The organism is Allosphingosinicella sp., assembly GCF_046295735.1.
In the GTDB taxonomy this organism is placed as follows: Bacteria; Pseudomonadota; Alphaproteobacteria; order Sphingomonadales; family Sphingomonadaceae; genus Allosphingosinicella.
Genome location: NZ_JBKBMQ010000011.1, coordinates 86,368 through 103,385, shown reverse-complemented (window position 1 = coordinate 103,385; position 17,018 = coordinate 86,368). Strand labels below are relative to the sequence as shown.

At 66.9% G+C, this 17,018-nt stretch carries 19 protein-coding genes and 1 pseudogene; 19 read left to right on the top strand and 1 reads right to left on the bottom strand.

The genetic code is table 11. The features are described from left to right. The first annotated feature begins 19 nt into the window (after positions 1-19). The 6 genes from ACK4K7_RS11770 (at position 20) to ACK4K7_RS11745 (ending at position 5,150) form a co-directional block, all read left to right on the top strand. A complete protein-coding gene (locus ACK4K7_RS11770) occupies positions 20-1,210 on the top strand; it encodes a phosphoglycerate kinase (RefSeq protein ID WP_431866206.1) in 1,191 nt (396 codons plus the stop codon). A gap of 37 nt (positions 1,211-1,247) precedes the next feature. Then, positions 1,248-2,147 (top strand): fructose bisphosphate aldolase, encoded by a 900-nt coding sequence (locus ACK4K7_RS11765; protein ID WP_431866260.1) that lies wholly within the window; start codon positions 1,248-1,250, stop codon positions 2,145-2,147. A gap of 10 nt (positions 2,148-2,157) precedes the next feature. After that, a complete protein-coding gene (gene thiE / locus ACK4K7_RS11760) occupies positions 2,158-2,841 on the top strand; it encodes a thiamine phosphate synthase (protein WP_431866204.1) in 684 nt (227 codons plus the stop codon). 152 nt (positions 2,842-2,993) lie between these two features. After that, positions 2,994-3,611, top strand: a complete 618-nt coding sequence (locus ACK4K7_RS11755; protein ID WP_431866203.1) for a M23 family metallopeptidase — start codon at positions 2,994-2,996, stop codon at positions 3,609-3,611. A 37-nt stretch (positions 3,612-3,648) separates the two neighbouring features. Further along, a complete protein-coding gene (gene efp, locus ACK4K7_RS11750; RefSeq protein WP_431866201.1) occupies positions 3,649-4,212 on the top strand; it encodes an elongation factor P in 564 nt (187 codons plus the stop codon). Between the two features lie 119 nt (positions 4,213-4,331). Then, positions 4,332-5,150, top strand: coding sequence for an inositol monophosphatase family protein (locus ACK4K7_RS11745; RefSeq protein ID WP_431866199.1), 819 nt, complete (start codon positions 4,332-4,334; stop codon positions 5,148-5,150). Positions 5,151-5,154: 4 nt separating this feature from the next. On the opposite strand, the gene ACK4K7_RS11740 is transcribed toward ACK4K7_RS11745, so the two are convergent. After that, a complete protein-coding gene (locus ACK4K7_RS11740; RefSeq protein ID WP_431866198.1) occupies positions 5,155-5,565 on the bottom strand; it encodes a hypothetical protein in 411 nt (136 codons plus the stop codon). 160 nt (positions 5,566-5,725) lie between these two features. On the opposite strand from ACK4K7_RS11740, the gene ndhC reads away from it, so the two are divergent. From ndhC to nuoK, 13 genes and pseudogenes are all read left to right on the top strand, one after another. After that, positions 5,726-6,103 (top strand): NADH-quinone oxidoreductase subunit A, encoded by a 378-nt coding sequence (ndhC, locus tag ACK4K7_RS11735; protein WP_431866196.1) that lies wholly within the window; start codon positions 5,726-5,728, stop codon positions 6,101-6,103. Next, positions 6,094-6,648: a NuoB/complex I 20 kDa subunit family protein gene (locus ACK4K7_RS11730; RefSeq protein WP_431866195.1), complete on the top strand. Its 555-nt coding sequence runs from the start codon at positions 6,094-6,096 to the stop codon at positions 6,646-6,648. Before ndhC ends, ACK4K7_RS11730 begins: the two co-directional genes overlap by 10 nt. Position 6,649: 1 nt before the next feature. Then, positions 6,650-7,291 (top strand): annotated as a pseudogene (locus ACK4K7_RS11725) (NADH-quinone oxidoreductase subunit C); the annotation flags it as partial. 35 nt (positions 7,292-7,326) lie between these two features. After that, positions 7,327-8,541 carry an NADH-quinone oxidoreductase subunit D gene (locus ACK4K7_RS11720; protein ID WP_431866258.1) on the top strand — a complete coding sequence of 405 codons (1,215 nt, stop codon included), beginning with the start codon at positions 7,327-7,329 and terminating at the stop codon, positions 8,539-8,541. Next, positions 8,541-9,215 (top strand): NADH-quinone oxidoreductase subunit NuoE, encoded by a 675-nt coding sequence (gene nuoE, locus ACK4K7_RS11715; RefSeq protein ID WP_431866193.1) that lies wholly within the window; start codon positions 8,541-8,543, stop codon positions 9,213-9,215. Before ACK4K7_RS11720 ends, nuoE begins: the two co-directional genes overlap by 1 nt. Further along, on the top strand, positions 9,205-10,506 hold the full coding sequence (gene nuoF / locus ACK4K7_RS11710) for an NADH-quinone oxidoreductase subunit NuoF (RefSeq protein WP_431866191.1): 1,302 nt from the start codon (positions 9,205-9,207) through the stop codon (positions 10,504-10,506). Before nuoE ends, nuoF begins: the two co-directional genes overlap by 11 nt. Before the next feature lie 114 nt (positions 10,507-10,620). Beyond that, positions 10,621-11,283, top strand: a complete 663-nt coding sequence (locus tag ACK4K7_RS11705; protein WP_431866190.1) for a hypothetical protein — start codon at positions 10,621-10,623, stop codon at positions 11,281-11,283. A 143-nt stretch (positions 11,284-11,426) separates the two neighbouring features. Beyond that, positions 11,427-12,128 (top strand): hypothetical protein, encoded by a 702-nt coding sequence (locus tag ACK4K7_RS11700; RefSeq protein WP_431866189.1) that lies wholly within the window; start codon positions 11,427-11,429, stop codon positions 12,126-12,128. A gap of 168 nt (positions 12,129-12,296) precedes the next feature. Continuing rightward, complete coding sequence (gene nuoG, locus ACK4K7_RS11695; protein WP_431866187.1) at positions 12,297-14,306, top strand: NADH-quinone oxidoreductase subunit NuoG; 2,010 nt, start codon at positions 12,297-12,299, stop codon at positions 14,304-14,306. Positions 14,307-14,418: 112 nt separating this feature from the next. Next, a complete protein-coding gene (gene nuoH, locus ACK4K7_RS11690) occupies positions 14,419-15,462 on the top strand; it encodes an NADH-quinone oxidoreductase subunit NuoH (RefSeq protein ID WP_431866185.1) in 1,044 nt (347 codons plus the stop codon). Next, a complete protein-coding gene (gene nuoI, locus ACK4K7_RS11685) occupies positions 15,462-15,950 on the top strand; it encodes an NADH-quinone oxidoreductase subunit NuoI (protein ID WP_431866184.1) in 489 nt (162 codons plus the stop codon). Before nuoH ends, nuoI begins: the two co-directional genes overlap by 1 nt. 150 nt (positions 15,951-16,100) lie before the next feature. Continuing rightward, positions 16,101-16,712 (top strand): NADH-quinone oxidoreductase subunit J, encoded by a 612-nt coding sequence (locus ACK4K7_RS11680; RefSeq protein ID WP_431866182.1) that lies wholly within the window; start codon positions 16,101-16,103, stop codon positions 16,710-16,712. Beyond that, complete coding sequence (nuoK, locus tag ACK4K7_RS11675; RefSeq protein ID WP_431866180.1) at positions 16,709-17,014, top strand: NADH-quinone oxidoreductase subunit NuoK; 306 nt, start codon at positions 16,709-16,711, stop codon at positions 17,012-17,014. Before ACK4K7_RS11680 ends, nuoK begins: the two co-directional genes overlap by 4 nt. Positions 17,015-17,018: the final 4 nt, after the last annotated feature.

Genomic DNA, 17,018 nt, shown 5'->3' with positions numbered 1-17,018 from the left:
GGGGAGGAGTTGGAGACGGATGGCAGTGTTCAAGACCCTCGACGATCTCACTGATCTCGCCGGCAAGCGGGTACTGGTGCGGGTCGATCTCAACGTTCCGATGCAGGACGGGAAGGTCAGCGACGACACCCGCCTTCGCGCGACGCTGCCGACGGTGACGGAGCTGGCGGACAAGGGCGCGGTCGTCCTGCTGCTCGCTCATTTCGGCCGGCCGAAGGGCGAGGCGCGAGCGGACATGTCGCTGCGCCAGGTGGTGGACGCCTATGCCGCCGTGCTCGGCCGGCCGGTCGCCTTCATCGGCGACTGCACCGATGCCGGGGCGGTTGCCGGCCTGGAGCCGGGCACCGTCGCCGTCCTCGAGAATAGCCGCTTCCATAAGGGCGAAGAGAAGAACGATCCGGACCTCGCCGGGCGGATGGCGAAGCTCGGCGACATCTACGTCAACGACGCCTTCTCCGCCGCGCACCGCGCCCATTCCTCGACCGAGGGACTGGCGCGGCTGCTCCCCGCTTATGCGGGCCGCGCGATGGAGGCGGAGCTGAAGGCGCTGGAAAAGGCGCTCGGCGAACCCGAGCGGCCGGTCGCGGCGGTGGTCGGCGGCGCCAAGGTTTCGACCAAGCTCGACGTGCTGAGGCACCTCGTCGCCAAGGTCGATCATCTGATCATCGGCGGCGGCATGGCCAACACCTTCCTCGCCGCGCGCGGAGTGGATGTCGGCAAGTCGCTGTGCGAGCATGACCTTACCGACACGGCCAACGCGATCCTCGACGCGGCCGACCGGGCGAACTGCACCGTCCATCTGCCCTATGACGTGGTGGTGGCGAAGGAGTTCGCGGCCAATCCGCCGAGCCTCAGGACCTGCAACGTCCATGAGGTGGCGGCGGACGAGATGATCCTCGACGTCGGGCCTGCCGCGGTGGAGGCGCTGGCCGATGCGCTCAAGACCTGCCGCACGCTCGTCTGGAACGGGCCGCTCGGCGCGTTCGAGACGCCGCCCTTCGACGCGGCCACGGTCGCGCTCGCCCGCACCGCGGCGGCGCTCACCCAGGAGGGGAGCCTGGTGTCGGTCGCGGGTGGCGGGGACACGGTCGCCGCGCTGAACCATGCCGGGGTGGCCGACGATTTCAGCTTCGTATCCACCGCCGGCGGTGCGTTCCTCGAATGGATGGAAGGCAAGGAGCTGCCCGGCGTCGCGGCGCTGTCGCGCTGACCCACTTCGCATCAAAGCCATGGACAGAGGAAGAATGATGAACGACGCAGAGATGACGGCCAAGATCGAGAAAGGCGACGGGTTCATCGCCGCGCTGGACCAGAGCGGCGGCTCCACCCCCAAGGCGCTCAAGGGCTATGGCGTCGAGGAAGGCGCCTGGAGCTCCGAGGAGGAGATGTTCGGCCTCATTCACCAGATGCGCAGCCGCATCATCACCTCGCCCGCCTTCAGCGGCGACAAGGTGATCGGCGCGATCCTGTTCGAGCGCACGATGGACGGCGACATCGACGGCAAGCCCGTGCCCGACGTGCTGAAGGCGCGCGGCGTCGTCCCCTTCATCAAGATCGACAAGGGCCTCGAGGCGGAGGAGAATGGCGTCCAGCTGATGAAGCCGATGCCGGAGCTCGACGCTCTGCTGACCCGCGCCCGCGGCCTCGGCGTGTTCGGCACCAAGGAGCGCTCGGTGATCAATCTCGCCAACCGCGAGGGCATCGCCGCCGTGGTGCGCCAGCAGTTCGAAGTGGCGCGCCAGGTGCTCGCCGCCGGTCTCGTTCCAATCATCGAGCCGGAAGTGAACATCAAGAGCACGGAGCGGGCCGCGGCGGATCGCATCCTGCTCGATGAGATCCTGCAGGCGCTGGACGTGCTTCCGGGCGACGACCGGGTGATGCTGAAGCTGTCGATTCCGGCCGAGGCCGGTCTGTTCGACCCGCTGGTCGATCATCCGCGGGTGCTTCGCGTGGTCGCCCTCTCGGGCGGCTTTTCGCGGCCGGAAGCCTGTGCGGAGCTGGCGAAGAATCGCGGCATGATCGCCAGTTTCTCGCGCGCCCTGCTTGAGGATCTGCGTCACGGCATGAGCGACGAGGAGTTCGACCGCGCGCTCGGCACCGCCATCGACGAGATCCACCAAGCCTCGACCGTCAAGCAGGCGGCCTGAGGCGCGGCCGGTGGAGGATGAGGACGATCTGACGCTGGACCCCGGCTTTGCCACCCGCTTCGAGCCGGTGGACCGGGGTTCGTGCCAGCTCTACCTCATCTCTCCGCCGGACGTCGGCGGCGACTTCGCGGAACGGCTGAAGGCGGCGCTGGACGCCGGCCCGGTCGCGGCCTTCCAGTTTCGCGTGAAGGGCGTCGACCAGCATGAGGCCGCCCGTCTCGCCGAGCCGCTGCGCGCCCTCTGCGCCGAGCGCGACGTCGCCTTCGTCGTCAATGACGATATGAGCCTCGCCAAGCGGATCGGCGCGGACGGGGTCCATCTCGGCCAGCAGGACGGCGACCCGCGCGAGGCGCGCGCGCTGCTCGGGCCCACGGCCCAGATCGGCGTCACCTGCCACGACAGCCGCCACCTGGCGATGGAAGCGGGCGATGCAGGCGCCGATTATGTCGCCTTCGGCAGCTTCTTCCCGACCTCCACCAAGGAGGTGCGCCACCGCCCCGAACCCTCGATCCTCTCCTGGTGGTCGCGGCTGTTCGAGCTGCCCTGCGTCGCGATCGGCGGCATCACGCCGGACAACGGGCGGGTGCTGGTGGAAGCGGGCGCGGATTTCCTGGCGGTGTGCGGCGGCGTCTGGAACCATCCCGACGGCCCCGCTGCGGCGGTGAGGGCGTTCCAAGGCATCCTCGCCCGCTGAGACGGCGGGACGGGGGTGTTTGAGGCATTCCTCAACCACCAAACGGTTGAGGGAGGGGTAGGTGTCGCCTTTCAGCCTGACCCCGCGTCGCGGCCAAACCAACAACGCCGCGTCAGCGGGAACGGTTCGCCCCCGCAACAGGTTTCTCCCGCATGCGCAGGGCCGGCATCGTCGCGATCATACTCCTCACCGCGCTCGTCACCGCGGTGGCGACCAGCGCCTTCTGGATCCTGGTCTACAGCTCGGCGCCGCAGCCGGCGACGGAACCGGCGCTCACCGAGACGGCCGAACCCGGCACCGCTCCGGAGCTGGTGATCGGACCCGGCGGGCTCGCCATCCCGGTGGAAGGCATCGGGTTCGCGGACCTTCAGGACACCTATACCGACAGCCGCGGCGGCGGCAGCCGGGTCCACAACGCCATCGACATCATGGCGCCGCACGGGACGCCGGTGGTGGCGGCGGCGCCGGGCACCGTGGAACGGCTGTTCTTCAGCCGCGGTGGCGGCGGCATCACCATCTATGTGCGCTCCGACGACCGGCGCTGGATCTATTATTACGCCCATCTCCAGGAATATGCGCCCGGGCTGGAGGAGGGGCAGCGGGTCGAGCAAGGCCAGATGATCGGCCGGGTCGGCAGCACCGGCAATGCCAGCCCGGAAGGGCCGCACCTCCACTTCGCCGTCCATCGGATGGACCCGGACGACGACTGGCACGGCGGAACGCCGGTCAATCCCTATCCCCTCCTTGCCGGAGGCGGCGGCGGCGGCTAAGGGTCCGCGCGATCCCTCCTATCCAGCGAGCATCGACATGAAGATCAGCGGCGTGGACATCCGTCCCGGCAACATCATCGAATATGAAGGCGGCATCTGGCGCGCGGTGAAGATCCAGCACACGCAGCCGGGCAAGGGCGGCGCCTATATGCAAGTCGAGATGAAGAACCTCATCGACGGCCGCAAGAACAATGTCCGCTTCCGTTCGGCCGAGACGGTCGAGCGCGTTCGCCTCGACACCAAGGACTTCCAGTTCCTTTATGCCGACGGCGACGACCTCGTCTTCATGGACAAGGAGACCTATGAGCAGGTGCAGCTGCCGCGTGACCTGATCGGCGATCCGGCCGCGTTCCTGCAGGACGGCATGGACGTGGTGATGGAGCTCTACAACGAGCGGCCGATCAGCGTGCAGCTTCCCGATCAGATCGAGGCGACGATCGTCGAAGCCGACGCCGTCGTGAAGGGCCAGACCGCCTCTTCCTCCTACAAGCCCGCGGTGCTCGACAACGGCGTGCGCGTAATGGTGCCGCCGCACATCAGCTCGGGAACCCGGATCGTCGTCGACGTTTACGAACAGACCTATGTGAGGCGGGCGGACTGACCCGCATCTTCCCCTCCCGCTTGCGGAGGGGCGAGGGGAGGGGCTGTCCGGGCCTCGCTCTTCCCTTGAACGAGAAGGCCCCACCCAACCCCTCCGCACGCGGGAGGGGGGAGTAAGAGATGGTTTCGCATTCAGGCCTCATCACCGTCATGCAGCGCGCCGCCCGCAAGGCGGCGCCGCGTCTTCGCCGCGATTTCGGCGAAGTCGAGCTGCTGCAGGTCAGCCGCAAGGGCCCGGCCGACTTTGTCTCGATGGCCGACCGGCGGGCGGAACAGACGCTGGTCGAGGAGCTGCGCCATGCCCGGCCCGACTGGGGCCTGGTGCTGGAAGAAGGGGGCACGATCGAAGGCGATCCGTCGAAGCCGCGCTGGATCGTCGATCCGCTCGACGGCACCAGCAACTTCCTCCACGGCATCCCGCACTTCGCGATCTCGATCGCGGTCGAGGACCCGGCCGGCCCGGGCGGCAAGCCCGAGGTCACCCAGGCGCTGGTCTACCAGCCGCTCACCGACGAGAGTTTCTGGGCGGAAAAGGGGCGGGGCGCCTGGTTAAACGAGCGGCGCCTGCGCGTCTCCGCCCGGCGCGACCTCGCCGACGCGCTGATCGCGACCGGCATTCCCTATTTCGGCCATGGCGATCTCGGCCGCTGGTCCAGCATCGTCCAGGCGGTGGCGCCGAACGTCGCCGGCATCCGCCGCTTCGGCTCGGCCGCGCTCGACCTCGCCTGGGTCGCGGCGGGCCGCTACGACGGCTTCTGGGAAGAAGATCTCGAACATTGGGACATCGCGGCCGGCATCCTGCTGGTCCGCGAAGCGGGTGGGTTCGTAACCGATTTCAAGGGCGCCGACCGGGCGCTCGCCAGCGGGCAGGTGCTCGCCGCCAACGACCAGATCCATTCGAAGCTGCACAAGCTCGTCGCCGGCGCCCTGAGGGGCTGAGCGCCTAGCGGACGCAGATCCGTCCCGGCTCCCGCTCCGGATCCTCGTCGGTCCAGCAGGCGGGATCGGCGGGGTCGCGGCGGAAGGTGCCGCCGGTCGGGACCCGATGCTCGGGCGAGAAGACGGCGAAGACCTGCGCCTCGTCGCCCTCGATCAGAAGCCGCACCGTTTCCCGTTCTCCCGACAGCTCGAAGCTGCCGTCGCCGAACAGCGGCGTTACCACGCAGGGTTCCGGCGCGCCGCCCCCGATCTGGCAGCTGCGCCGCTCGGAGGGGCCGCTGCGGTCGGAGTCCGCCACCGCGATCGCCGGCTCGGCGCCGTTCGCCCCGTTGTCGGGCGTAGCGCTCCCGTCGCCGCACCCCGCCGCCGCGAGCAGCGTCGCGACGCCGCACAAGCCCGAAAAAGCCCGTTTCATCCTTGCGTCTCCCCCTGACATGGCGCGCCGCGCGCTCGCGTCCTGAGGGGAAGATAGGCCATTCGCGCTCACCCCGCCAGAAGGCTGTCCAGAAGCCTTGCGGTGCCTTCGCCCCTCGCCTAGAAGCCGCGCCAAGCCTTGGGTACCCGGAGTCTTTTCGATGGCGATCGACCTCGCCGAATATCTGCCGATCCTGCTGTTTCTCGGCGTCGCGCTGGGACTGTCGCTTGCCTTCGTCGTGCTGCCGATGGTGGCGGCGCGCTTCACCGGCGCCGCCAATCCCTATCCGGACAAGCTCGCCGAATATGAATGCGGCTTCCCCGCCTTCGAGGACAGCCGTTCGCAGTTCGACGTGCGCTTCTATCTGGTCGCCATCCTGTTCATCATCTTCGACATCGAGGCCGCCTTCCTCTTCCCCTGGGCGGTCACCGTGTTCGATCTCGGCTGGGTCGCCTGGGGCGCGATGATGATATTCCTTGTCGAGCTCGCGCTCGGCTTCGCTTACGCCTGGAAGAAAGGAGCGCTGGAATGGGAGTGATCCTCGACCCGCGCCACGAGAATCAGCGCCCGGCCGACCTTCAGCAGCCGGACCCGGAATTCTTCAACCAGATCAACTCCGAAGTGGCGGACAAGGGTTTTCTCGTCACCTCGACCGAGGACCTGTTCCAATGGGCGCGCACCGGCTCGCTCTGGTGGATGACCTTCGGCCTCGCCTGCTGCGCGGTCGAGATGATCCATGTGAACATGCCGCGCTACGATCTCGAGCGGTTCGGCGTCGCCCCGCGCGCCAGCCCGCGCCAGTCCGACGTGATGATCGTCGCCGGCACGCTCTGCAACAAGATGGCGCCGGCCTTGCGCCGGGTCTACGACCAGATGTCGGAGCCGCGCTACGTCATCTCGATGGGCAGCTGCGCCAATGGCGGCGGCTATTACCATTACTCCTATTCGGTGGTGCGCGGCTGCGACCGCATCGTGCCGGTGGACATCTACGTCCCCGGCTGCCCGCCGACCGCCGAGGCCTTGCTCTACGGCGTGATGCAGCTGCAGCGGAAGATCCGCCGCATCGGCACGATCGAGCGCTGACATGAGTCATTCCGCCCCCCGTGTCGCGCCGCGCGAAGGCATTTTGGACGAGGTGAAGGCCGCGCTCGGCGGTGCTTTCGTCGAGGCGAAGCATGCCGCCGACGAGGACAGCGTCACCGTTCGCCGCGACGACATCGTCGAGGTCTGCCGGACGCTGCGAGACCGTTTCGACTATCAGCAGCTGATGGAAATCGCCGGCGTCGATTATCCGCAGCGGCCCGAGCGGTTCGAAGTCGTCTACCACCTGCTCTCCGTTACCCGGAATCACCGCATCCGGGTGAAGCTTTCCACCGACGACGAGATGCCGGTGCCGTCGGTGACCGGCATCTGGCCGGTCGCGGGCTGGCTGGAGCGCGAGGTGTTCGACATGTACGGGGTGCTGTTCGAAGGCAATGACGACCTTCGCCGCATCCTCACCGACTACGGCTTCCGCGGCCACCCGATGCGCAAGGAATTCCCGCTCTCGGGCTATGTCGAGATGCGCTACTCGGAGGAGCAGAAGCGAGTGGTGTACGAGCCGGTCCGGCTTACGCAGGACTTCCGCAGCTTCGATTTCCTGAGCCCCTGGGAGGGCGCGGAATATATCCTTCCCGGCGACGAAAAGGCGCCGCAGGCGCCCGGCGCGCCGACCCCGCTGAAGGCGGAGGACATGAAGAAATGACGATCGCTTCCGATCAGATGTCGCACGAGACCCAGGTCGCCCGCTCCGGCGGCACCCAGTCCGACATCGCCAATTACACCATCAATTTCGGCCCCCAGCATCCGGCCGCGCACGGCGTGCTGCGCCTGATCCTCGAGCTGGACGGCGAAATCATCGAGCGGGTCGACCCCCATGTCGGCCTGCTCCATCGCGGCACCGAAAAGTTCTGCGAATACAAAACCTATCTGCAGTGCGTCCCCTATTTCGACCGGCTCGATTATTGCTCGCCGATGTGCATGGAGCACAGCTATGTGCTCGCCATCGAGAAGCTGCTGGACCTGGAGGTCCCGATCCGCGGCCAGTATCTGCGCACCTTCTTCGCCGAGCTGACGCGCATCAAGAACCATATGCTGAACCTCGGCGCGCACGTCATGGACGTGGGCGCGATGACGCCCAACCTGTGGCTGTTCGAGCTGCGCGAAGACCTGATGAACTTCTATGAACGGGCGTCGGGCGCGCGCATGCATGCCGCCTATTTCCGGCCCGGTGGTGTCCATCAGGACGTGACGCAGAAGCTGCTGGACGACATTTCGGTCTGGCTCGACACGCGTCTGCCCGAACTGTTCGAGGACGCGATGAGCCTCGTCGTCGACAACCGCATCTTCAAGCAGCGCAACGTCGACATCGCCACCGTGTCGAAGGAAGATGCGCTGGCCTGGGGCTTCTCCGGCCCGATGATCCGCGCCTCCGGCATCCCGTGGGATCTGCGCAAGTCGCAGCCCTACGACGTCTATGACCGCATGGAATTCGATGTGCCGGTCGGAACCAAGGGCGATTGCTACGATCGCTTCATGGTGCGGGTGGAGGAGGTCCGCCAATCGGCGCGGATCATGCGCCAGTGCCTCAACGACATGCCCGAGGGGCCGGTCTCCTCGCTCGACCGCAAGGTGGTGCCGCCCAAGCGCGCCGAGATGAAGCAGTCGATGGAAGCGCTGATCCACCACTTCAAGCTCTACACCGAGGGCTTCCACGTCCCCGCCGGCGAAGTCTATGTCGCGACGGAAAGCCCGAAGGGCGAGTTCGGCGTCTATCTGGTGTCGGACGGCACCAACAAGCCGTACCGCGTCAAGATCCGGCCGACCGGCTTCTCGCACCTTCAGGCGATGGACTTCATGTCGCGCGGCCACATGCTGGCGGACGTGACCGCCATCCTCGGCGCCCTCGACATCGTGTTCGGAGAGATCGACCGCTAATGGCTGAACCCAACCGCCTGCCCGCCACCGACGAGATCCGCGCTCGCTGGGACGGCTTCGCCTGGACGCCCGAGAACGAGGCGAAGGCGAAGACGATCGTCGGCCGCTATCCGCCCGGGCGCCAGTATAGCGCGATCATCCCGCTGCTCGACCTCGCCCAGCGGCAGGTCGGTGCCGAGACGCAGACGCAAGGCTGGCTGCCGATCCCGGTGATCGAATATGTCGCGGCTTATCTCACGATGCCGTACATGCGCGCCTACGAGGTCGCGACCTTCTACACCATGTTCAACCTGCGCCCGGTCGGCCGCTACCATGTCCAGGTCTGCGGCACGACGCCCTGCCTGCTGCGCGGATCGGACGACGTGTTCGCCGCCTGCAAGGCCAAGGGCATGAAGAAGGGCGCGACGACCGAGGACGGGCTGTTCACCCTGAACGAGGTCGAATGCCTCGGCGCCTGCGCCAACGCGCCGATGGTCCAGATCAACGACGACAATTACGAGGATCTGACCTTCGACAGCATGACGGCCATCCTCGAAGCGCTGGTACGCGGCGAGACTCCGCGGCCGGGTCCGCAGAACGGCCGCCAGACCAGCTGCCCCGAAGGCGGCCCGACCAGCCTCACCCACATGGTGACGGAAAATCACGATTATCGGGGTGAGTGGGATGCTCGCTGACAAGGACCGCATCTTCACCAACGTCTACGGGTTTCAGCCCTGGAACCTGAAGGCGGCGCGTGTGCGCGGGGACTGGGACGATACCAAGACGCTGATGGCGCTCGGCCAGGACCCGATCATCGACATCATCAAGGAATCGGGCCTGCGCGGGCGCGGCGGGGCGGGCTTCCCGACCGGCATGAAGTGGAGCTTCATGCCCAAGGAGCCGACGCCGGGCCGCCCCAACTTCCTCGTCATCAACGCCGACGAGTCCGAGCCGGGATCGTGCAAGGACCGCGAGATCATCCGCCACGATCCGCACAAGCTGATCGAGGGCGCGCTGATCGCCGGCTTCGCGATGCGCGCGCGGGCGGGTTACATCTACATCCGCGGCGAGTTCATCCAGGAAGCGCGCGTGCTCGAAGCCGCGGTGCAGGAGGCCTATGACGCCGGCCTACTCGGCAAGAACGCCGCCAAGTCCGGCTATGATTTCGACCTGTTCGTCCACCGCGGCGCCGGCGCCTATATCTGCGGCGAAGAGACGGCGATGCTCGAAAGCCTCGAGGGCAAGAAGGGCATGCCGCGGCTCAAGCCGCCTTTCCCGGCGGGGGCGGGCCTCTACGGCTGCCCGACCACGGTCAACAATGTTGAATCGATCGCCGTCGTACCGACCATCCTCCGCCGCGGCGCGGACTGGTTCAAGAGCTTCGGCCGGCCCAACAATTCGGGCACCAAGCTGTTCCAGATCTCGGGCCATGTGAACAAGCCGACCGTGGTCGAGGAGGCGATGTCGATCCCGTTCCGCGAACTGATCGACCGCCATGCCGGCGGTATTCGCGGCGGCTGGGACAATCTGCTCGCCGTCATTCCCGGCGGCTCGTCCGTGCCGCTGGTGCCGGCTTCCGAGATCATCGACGCGCCGATGGATTTCGATGGGCTTCGCGATCTCCAGTCCGGCCTTGGCACCGCCGCGATCATCGTCATGGACAAGTCGACCGACGTGGTTCAGGCGATCAGCCGCATTTCCTATTTCTACAAGCATGAGAGCTGCGGCCAATGCACGCCCTGCCGCGAAGGCACGGGCTGGATGTGGCGCGTGATGGAGCGGCTGCGCGAAGGCAATGCCGAACTGGGCGAGATCGACATGCTTTGGGACGTGACTAAGCAGGTCGAGGGGCACACCATCTGCGCGCTGGGCGACGCCGCCGCCTGGCCGATCCAGGGCCTGATCCGCCACTTCCGTCCGGAGCTGGAGCGCCGCATCCTCGACAGGAAGGGCGAGGGGGCTCCCGTCATGGAAGCCGCCGAATAAGGGCGACGCACCGGCGCATCGCCCGCCTCCCATGGTCTGGGGGTTGCATCCGACTGGCAAAGCGCGCCAATCTCGGCGCGTCATGGTCCGCTGGACCAGTCAGGGAGAGTGAAGATGAAAAAGGGTGTTGTGGCGTTGGCCCTCGCGGCGGTCGGCATGGCCGGCCTTCCCCAGAGCGCGGGCGCGGTCAGCGCACCGGGCGACGAACAGGCGCGGGAAATCTACGATGCCGGCCGCTGCATCGTGCGCAGCGATCGCCGCGCGGCGGTCCGCCTGATGAGCAGCCTGCCGCTCGACGGCGTGGCCGATGTCAACGCAAGTCAGCTCGGCGGTGCCGCCGGATGCGTCTCTCCGGCGCTCGGCCGCAGCTCGTCCGTGCTGCTTCGTGGCGCCATCGCGCAGGAGCTGTATCTCGGCGATTTCGGCGAATTCGGCGTGGAGCCCCGCAACCGCAGGATCCTGGTCGACCTCAACCTGCCCGTGGACGGCGACCTGGCGGGCGCGCCGGCCGGCACGGGCGAGCTCTACAAATGGGCCGATTGCGTTGTTCGCAACGACACGGAAAATACCGAGCGCCTGCTGCGCACCCGCGTCGGATCACGCCAGGAAGCGACGGTGATCGAGACGCTGCGGCCCTATATGTCGGCCTGCATCGCGGCCGGAACGCGGCTGACCGTCGCGCCGTCCGAGCTGCGCAGCGTCTTTGCGCAGAGCGCGTACAACACGCTCTATCGCTACTGGAATCGCGAGCTGCGCCAAGCTGACTCGCGTCGTTGACCTGACGGGGTCTCCGAAACTGGCCTCCCGCGGAGCCCTCCGCCGGAGGCCTTTTTCGTGCAGCAGCCTCTGGTTCAGGGCCGCCGCGTGGCATTGCCCGTCCGCACTTCATGCGATAGCCAGAGCAGGTTACCTTGAGGGTTATGTACATGTTTTCGTTGCTTCGTTTCGTCCGGTCCGCCGCCGCGGGTGCGGCCTTGCTCATCGGCGCGGCGACCTTGCCGCACACGGCCGCAGAAGCCCAGGGAACCGGCGGTCCCTCGCGAGTCCAGCGACCGGCTCCCGCGGCCCCCAACAGCGGTCGTCCGCTGGCCAACGAAGCCGAGTCGCAGCGCATCATGCGCGACTTCGCGCAATGCGTGGTCCAGGGTTACCGCAGCTGGGTCGACCGCTTCCTCGCGACTGCCCCTGGCTCCCCCGAAGCGCAGCGGTTGGCCCAGCGGGTGGCGTTCAACGATTGCCTGTTGATAGGCGAGCTGCGCTTCCAGGAGCCGCTGCTGCGCGGCGGTATGTACGAAGCGCTTTATCAGCGCGATTACGGCCGCGTAGAGGGGCCGAACGTGTCTACGGCGCCAGCCATCAACTATGATGTTCGCGGCGCGACACGCGACCAGGTGGTGCTGCGCCGCTTCGCCGATTGCGTGGCCCGCGAGAATCCCGCCGCCTCGCGTGCCCTGGTCCTGAGTCCGGTGGGCCAGCCTTCCGAAAACGCGGCCTTTGCGGCGCTGGGCGAGACGCTGAGCGTGTGCCTGGTTCCCGGCGAACGGGCGGCCTTTTCGCGTCCGATCCTGCGCGGCATCATTGCCGAGGCGCTGTACCGGCTGTCCCAGGCGGCGGCGGGGTAGGGGCGGCCGGAGGCGCCGCCAAGCGCCGGAAAAGACGGCAAGGCTATTGCAGGCCGGGACCCATCGGGTTAGGCGCGGCGCAACATTTCGCGGGGCGAGCGCCGTGCCGCGCTCGGCTCCGCGTCGAGGAGGTTCCATGGGCGTCCGCCCGGATCGGAAAGCCAGATAATGCCCAAGGTCAAAGTCGACGGCGTTGAGATCGAGGTCCCGCAGGGCGCGACCGTGCTGCAGGCCTGCGAGCTGGCCGGCAAGGAAATCCCGCGCTTCTGCTACCACGAGCGGCTGACCATCGCCGGCAATTGCCGCATGTGCCTCGTCGAGGTGAAGCCGGGACCGCCCAAGCCGCAGGCGAGCTGCGCGCTGCCGACGTCGGAAGGGCAGGAGATCGTCACCAATTCGCTCACCGTGAAGAAGGCGCGTGAGGGGGTGATGGAGTTCCTGCTCATCAACCATCCGCTCGATTGCCCAATCTGCGATCAGGGCGGGGAATGCGACCTTCAGGACCAGGCGATGGCATACGGCCGCGGCCACAACCGCTTCCACGAGAACAAGCGGGCGGTGACCGAGAAATATATGGGGCCCGTCGTGAAGACGGTGATGACGCGCTGCATCCATTGCACGCGCTGCGTCCGCTTCATCGAGGAAGTGGCGGGCGTCGAACAGATCGGCGCCGTCGGCCGCGGCGAGAATATGGAGGTGACCTCCTATCTCGAAGCCGCGCTGACCAGCGAACTGTCCGGCAACGTGGTCGATTTATGCCCGGTCGGCGCGCTCGTCTCCAAGCCCTACAGCTTCGAGGCCCGGCCCTGGGAGCTGCGGAAGATCCCGGCGATCGACGTGATGGACGCGGTCGGCACCAACATCCGCCTCGACGCTCGTCAGCGGGAGGTGATGCGTGCGCTTCCCCGCCTCAACGAGGACGTCAACGAGGAATGGGCGCACGACAAGACCCGCCATGCCGTCGACGGCCTGCTCCGGCGCCGGCTCGACCGGCCCTGGATCCGCCGGGACGGCAAGCTGGAGGAAGCGAGCTGGGCCGACGCGTTGGCCATGATCGCCGAGAAGCTCGAAGGCGCGGGGGCTGACGAGGTGGCGGCGATCGCCGGCGATCTCCACGACGTTGAGTCGATCTTCGCCATGAAGGCGCTGCTCCGCGGCTATGGCTCCAGCCTCCACGAATGCCGGCAGGACGGGGCACGCTTCGACGTGGCGAACCCGGCCGCCTATCGGTTCAACACCACCATTGCCGGCGTCGAGGAGCTGAAGGCGATCCTGCTGGTCGGCAGCAATCCGCGCTGGGAGGCGCCGCTCGTCAACACCCGGATCCGCAAGGCCGTAAAGGCCGGCGCGAAGGTGTTCGCGATCGGCCCGGAAGTCGACCTCACTTATCCTGTGACCTGGCTCGGCAACGATCTGTCGCTGCTCGGCGATCTGCCCGAGGCGGTCCGCGCCGCGTTCGACGGTGCCGGTCGCTCGGCGTTCATCGTCGGCATGGGCGCGCTCGGCGGAGCGGGCGTCTACGAAGCGGCGCGCGCGGCCGCCGGCGGGCTCGGCGCGGAGTTCAATCTCCTCCACACCGCCGCCGCGCGGGTCGGGGCGCTCGACCTTGGCTTCACGACCGAAGGCGGCATCGACGCGATCCGCGCCCGCGCGGGATCGCTGAAGGCCCTGTTCCTGCTCGGCGCGGACGAGATGGACGCCTTGTCCTTCGCCGACACCTTCACCGTCTATATCGGCAGCCATGGCGACAATGGCGCGCGTCACGCCGACGTGATCCTGCCCGGCGCCGCTTATTCCGAAAAGCACGGGACCTATGTGAACCTTGAGGGCCGGGTGCAATTGTCGGAACGCGCGGTCGATCCGCCGGGCGACGCCCGCAAGGACTGGTCGATCCTTCGTGCCCTCTCGGACGTGCTCGGCAAGACGCTTCCGTTCGACGATCTCGGCCAGTTGCGCGCCGCGATCGCGGCCGAAGTGCCGCGGCTCGGCGTTCCCGACCTTTCGCCGGTCGATCCGCTGCCCCCCTTCGCCGGTGCCGCCCCGTCCGTCGCAGGCCCGGTCCTCTATCCGATCCAGGATTTCTACCTCACCAATCCGATCGCCCGCGCCTCCCCGACGCTGCAGCGCTGCTCGGCGGAGATCCTCCACGGACAGGATTTCCAGGAGGCGGCGGAATGAACTCGGCGTCTCTTCGTCATTCCAGCGAAAGCTGGAATCTCACTTCTTCGGCCGTTCGGAAAGGCGGGGAGAACTCGGCTTTCGCCGGGATGACGGCGAAGGAAGGGCCACAATGACTGAATGGTTTCAGGGGACGCTCGGCTACGGCTTCGGCTGGTTCGTCGCGACGCTCATCCTCATCCTGATGATCGCTCTGCCGCTGATGCTGGCGGTGGCGATGATCATCTACGCCGACCGCAAGATCTGGGCGGCAATGGCGCTGCGCCGGGGTCCCAACGTCGTCGGGCCGTTCGGCCTGCTGCAGAGCTTCGCCGACGGGCTCAAGGTCTTCCTCAAGGAGACCATCATCCCCTCGGGCGCCAACCGCGGGCTGTTCATCATCGCGCCGATCATCACCTTCACGGTGGCGCTGGTCGCCTGGGCGGTCATTCCCTTCGGCCCCGGAATGGTGCTCGCCGACATCAATGTCGGCCTGCTCTACATCCTCGCCGCCTCGTCGCTCGGCGTCTACGGCGTGATCATCGCCGGCTGGGCGTCCAATTCCAAATATCCCTTCTTCTCCGCGCTTCGCGCCGCGGCGCAGATGGTGTCCTACGAAGTCTCGATCGGCTTCATCCTCATCCCGGTGCTGCTCTGGGCCGGCACCTTCAACCTGTCGGGCATCATCGCCGCCCAGCAGGGCCACGTCTTCTTCCTGAACGGCTTCGGCTTCAACCCGCTGCTGTTCCCGCTCGCCGTCATGTTCTTCATCTCGGCCATGGCAGAGACGGCGCGCGCGCCCTTCGATCTCACCGAGGCGGAGTCGGAGCTCGTCGCTGGCTACCAGACGGAATATAGCTCGATGACCTTCGCCCTCTTCTGGCTGGGCGAATATGGCAACGTGCTGCTGATGTGCGCCCTCACCGCCGTGCTCTTCTGGGGCGGGTGGCTGCCGCCGATCGACTGGGCGCCGCTCTACGCCGTCCCGGGCATCATCTGGCTGTTCATCAAGATCTTCGCCTTCTTCTTCATCTTCAGCTGGGTGAAGGCGACCGTGCCGCGCTTCCGCTACGATCAGCTGATGCGGCTCGGCTGGAAGATCTTCCTTCCGATCTCCCTCATCTGGGTGTTCCTCGTGTCCGGCTTCCTCATGCTGACGCGCACTGGAGTTTTGTGATGGGCAGCCTCGCTCACTACGCCAAGTCCTTCTTCCTGTGGGAATTCGTGAAGGCGCACTGGCTGACCCTGAAATATTTCTTCAGGCCCAAGGCGACCATCAACTATCCGTACGAGAAGAACCCGATCTCGCCCCGCTTCCGCGGCGAGCATGCGCTGCGCCGTTATCCGAACGGTGAGGAACGCTGCATCGCCTGCAAGTTGTGCGAGGCGGTGTGCCCGGCGGTGTGCATCACGATCGAGGCCGAACCGCGCGAGGACGGCAGCCGCCGCACCACCCGCTACGACATCGACATGACCAAGTGCATCTATTGCGGCTTCTGCCAGGAAGCCTGCCCGGTCGATGCGATCGTCGAAGGGCCGAACATGGAATTTTCGACCGAGACCCGGGAGGAGCTGCTCTACGACAAGGCGAAGCTGCTCGAGAATGGCGACAAGTGGGAGCGCACCATCGCCGCGAACCTTGCCGCCGATGCACCCTATCGCTAAGCGCAGCCGCAGACTCGTGAACAGCCGTTCAGAATCGAGCCCACGAAGGCCAATGATGCACATCCTCGTCGCCCCGGCGCCCGCCGGGATCCCAGCACTGGAAGGCCGGTCGCCGCTGCGCGCCGGTGCCGCGGCGGCGGCGGACGCGTCATGATCGAGGCGATCGTCTTCTACATGTTCGCCGCGGTGGTGATCGCGAGCGCAGTCATGACCATCGCGTCGCGCAATCCGGTGCACAGCGTGCTCTGGCTGATCCTGGCCTTCTTCAACGCGGCCGGCCTGTTCCTGCTGCTCGGCGCCGAGTTCCTCGCCTTCCTGCTGATCATCGTCTATGTCGGCGCAGTCGCGGTCCTGTTCCTGTTCGTCGTGATGATGCTGGACGTGGATTTCGCCGAGCTGCGCGCCGGCTTCGCCCGCTACCTTCCCTTCGGGACCCTGCTCGCCCTGGTGCTGCTGGCGGAGATATTCTTCGCGATCGTCGCCTGGCAGGCCGGGGGGCTGGTCATGGAGCAGCGCGCGGCACCCGTCGATCCCGCCGTTCCGAATATCGAGGCGCTCGGGCTCGTCCTCTACAGCCGCTACATCTTCGTCTTCCTCGCCTCCTCGATCGTCCTGCTGGTCGCGATGGTGGGCGCGATCGTGCTGACCCAGCGCGAACGCCGCGACGTCAAGCCGCAGAAGGTGGGCGACCAGGTGCGCCGCCGTCCCGAGGACGCGGTGCGCGTCGTCGATCCGGGCGTGGGCAAGGGAGTGGAGCTGTGATCGGTCTCGGCCACTATCTCGCCGTCGGCGCGATCCTGTTCGTGATCGGGGTGTTCGGCATCTTCCTCAACCGGAAGAACGTCATCGTCATCCTGATGGCGATCGAGCTCATCCTGCTCGCGGTCAACGTCAACCTCATCGCCTTCTCCTCCTATCTGGGGGACATGGTGGGGCAGGTGTTCGCGATGTTCGTGATCACCGTCGCCGCGGCCGAAGCCGCGATCGGGCTCGCGATCCTGGTCATCTATTTCCGCAACCGCGGCACGATCGCGGTCGACGACATCAATCAGATGCGGGGCTGAGGCA

Excerpts from the sequence above, each read along its gene's own strand:
- ACK4K7_RS11705 (WP_431866190.1), top strand. The coding sequence starts at position 10,621 with ATGAAAAAGGGTGTTGTGGCGTTGGCCCTCGCGGCGGTCGGCATGGCC.
- ACK4K7_RS11770 (WP_431866206.1), top strand. The coding sequence starts at position 20 with ATGGCAGTGTTCAAGACCCTCGACGATCTCACTGATCTCGCCGGCAAG.
- ACK4K7_RS11680 (WP_431866182.1), top strand. The coding sequence starts at position 16,101 with ATGATCGAGGCGATCGTCTTCTACATGTTCGCCGCGGTGGTGATCGCG.
- nuoE (WP_431866193.1), top strand. The coding sequence starts at position 8,541 with ATGGCTGAACCCAACCGCCTGCCCGCCACCGACGAGATCCGCGCTCGC.
- ndhC (WP_431866196.1), top strand. The coding sequence starts at position 5,726 with ATGGCGATCGACCTCGCCGAATATCTGCCGATCCTGCTGTTTCTCGGC.
- ACK4K7_RS11755 (WP_431866203.1), top strand. The coding sequence starts at position 2,994 with ATGCGCAGGGCCGGCATCGTCGCGATCATACTCCTCACCGCGCTCGTC.
- ACK4K7_RS11740 (WP_431866198.1), bottom strand. The coding sequence starts at position 5,565 with ATGAAACGGGCTTTTTCGGGCTTGTGCGGCGTCGCGACGCTGCTCGCG.
- ACK4K7_RS11745 (WP_431866199.1), top strand. The coding sequence starts at position 4,332 with ATGGTTTCGCATTCAGGCCTCATCACCGTCATGCAGCGCGCCGCCCGC.
- ACK4K7_RS11720 (WP_431866258.1), top strand. The coding sequence starts at position 7,327 with ATGTCGCACGAGACCCAGGTCGCCCGCTCCGGCGGCACCCAGTCCGAC.
- nuoH (WP_431866185.1), top strand. The coding sequence starts at position 14,419 with ATGACTGAATGGTTTCAGGGGACGCTCGGCTACGGCTTCGGCTGGTTC.
- ACK4K7_RS11730 (WP_431866195.1), top strand. The coding sequence starts at position 6,094 with ATGGGAGTGATCCTCGACCCGCGCCACGAGAATCAGCGCCCGGCCGAC.
- efp (WP_431866201.1), top strand. The coding sequence starts at position 3,649 with ATGAAGATCAGCGGCGTGGACATCCGTCCCGGCAACATCATCGAATAT.
- ACK4K7_RS11700 (WP_431866189.1), top strand. The coding sequence starts at position 11,427 with ATGTACATGTTTTCGTTGCTTCGTTTCGTCCGGTCCGCCGCCGCGGGT.
- nuoI (WP_431866184.1), top strand. The coding sequence starts at position 15,462 with ATGGGCAGCCTCGCTCACTACGCCAAGTCCTTCTTCCTGTGGGAATTC.
- nuoG (WP_431866187.1), top strand. The coding sequence starts at position 12,297 with ATGCCCAAGGTCAAAGTCGACGGCGTTGAGATCGAGGTCCCGCAGGGC.
- nuoF (WP_431866191.1), top strand. The coding sequence starts at position 9,205 with ATGCTCGCTGACAAGGACCGCATCTTCACCAACGTCTACGGGTTTCAG.
- ACK4K7_RS11765 (WP_431866260.1), top strand. The coding sequence starts at position 1,248 with ATGAACGACGCAGAGATGACGGCCAAGATCGAGAAAGGCGACGGGTTC.